The organism is Shewanella sp. BF02_Schw (genome assembly GCF_014596695.2).
Classification (GTDB): Bacteria; Pseudomonadota; Gammaproteobacteria; order Enterobacterales; family Shewanellaceae; genus Shewanella.
On sequence record NZ_JABKAW020000019.1, the window covers coordinates 1 to 1,398 of the forward strand.

Genomic DNA, 1,398 nt, shown 5'->3' on the forward strand with positions numbered 1-1,398 from the left:
GCTGAACGGCGATCCAATGTGGCAAAAACACGATCTTATTTAAGTCAAAAAAACAGCAATATTAGTGCTTGATTGTTAATGTTATCGGATCATAATCCTTCCCCCAGCAACCTCGATTTCAGCCTAAACGATGTGGATAAACCGTGAGTAAACCCTTTACCGATATTGATGGACCCGCACTTGAATCGCTGATATCGCGAGTCAGTGAGGCCAAAGAGAACAACCTCGCCTTAAGTCCAGAGGATTGTCAGTTATTACTTGATGCGTTGCTGACGTTGGCGAGCATGCAAGACCGGTTAGCCCACCATGATGTCACAGTGCATAAACTGCGAAAATTGTTGGGTATTGAAAAGTCATCTGAAAAGCTTGCCAGCGTACTTAAGCAAGCGAGAGCATCCGGTAAGAAAAGCAAAAACCGTCAACACGATGAAGGTGAAGGTTTTACACCTGTTAAGCCCGTCGTTATCGTTCACGCAATGACAGATGTGGCTAAAGGTGATACCTGTACGGAGTGCTTAACCGGTAAAGTGTATAAAACTGAGCCGGGTAGCTTACTGCGTATTACAGGGCAAAGCCCGTTCAAGCCTGAGCAGCATGTGATGGAGCGTCTTCGCTGTAATACTTGCGGTGCTTATTTCAGTGCGCCTCTGCCGGATGACGTCTTAGTCGATGGTGAAAGCCAGCAAAAGTATGGTTACTCTGCGCGGTCATTGATGGCCATTTACAAATACTTTGCAGGATTGCCTTTTTATCGTCAGTGCAGTATTCAAAAGCTACTGGGGGTAAAAATTACCGCTTCAACGGTCTTTGACCAAGTTGAGCGGGTTTGTAATGATATTTACCCTGTGTACCAGCAGCTTTTTAATGTAGCCTCAGACGCCGAACATTATTATCTGGATGATACGACGCACCGCATTTTGGACGCTAAACCGGTCGAGAAAGCCGTCCGCAATAGCGATAAAACACGACTGCGTAGCGGTATTTATACCTCTGGGGTTATCGCCACACTGAAAGATAATAATACCATCGTCTTGTTTGAAACCAACATCGGCCACGCAGGTGAATTCATTGACAGCATTTTGCATAAACGCAGTCAGTTATGTGATAAGCCCGTCATCATGAGTGATGCATTACCGAGTAATCGTCCCACGGCAAGAGAGGCAACAATGTCACTGTGTAACAGCCACGCCAGACGACAATTTGTCGATGTGATTAATCATTTTCCTGAGGAAGTTGAGTATGTGCTCAAACGCTATGGAGAAATATGGGGGAATGATGATTTTGCTAAAAGCGAAAAACTATCCCCTGTGGCTAGGCTTGCTTATCATCAAGCTCACTCATTGCCCATCATGGAGGAAATTAAATCATGGGGCGAAGCTCATATCGCCAACGAAACGG

1 protein-coding gene is annotated in these 1,398 nt (G+C 45.4%); it reads left to right on the forward strand.

Features of this window, described 5'->3' with window-relative positions:
- Nucleotides 1–143: 143 nt before the first annotated feature.
- Nucleotides 144–1,398 (forward strand): transposase (locus HNW13_RS23760; protein WP_208062967.1); only part of this gene is annotated, 1,255 nt, incomplete at its 3' end.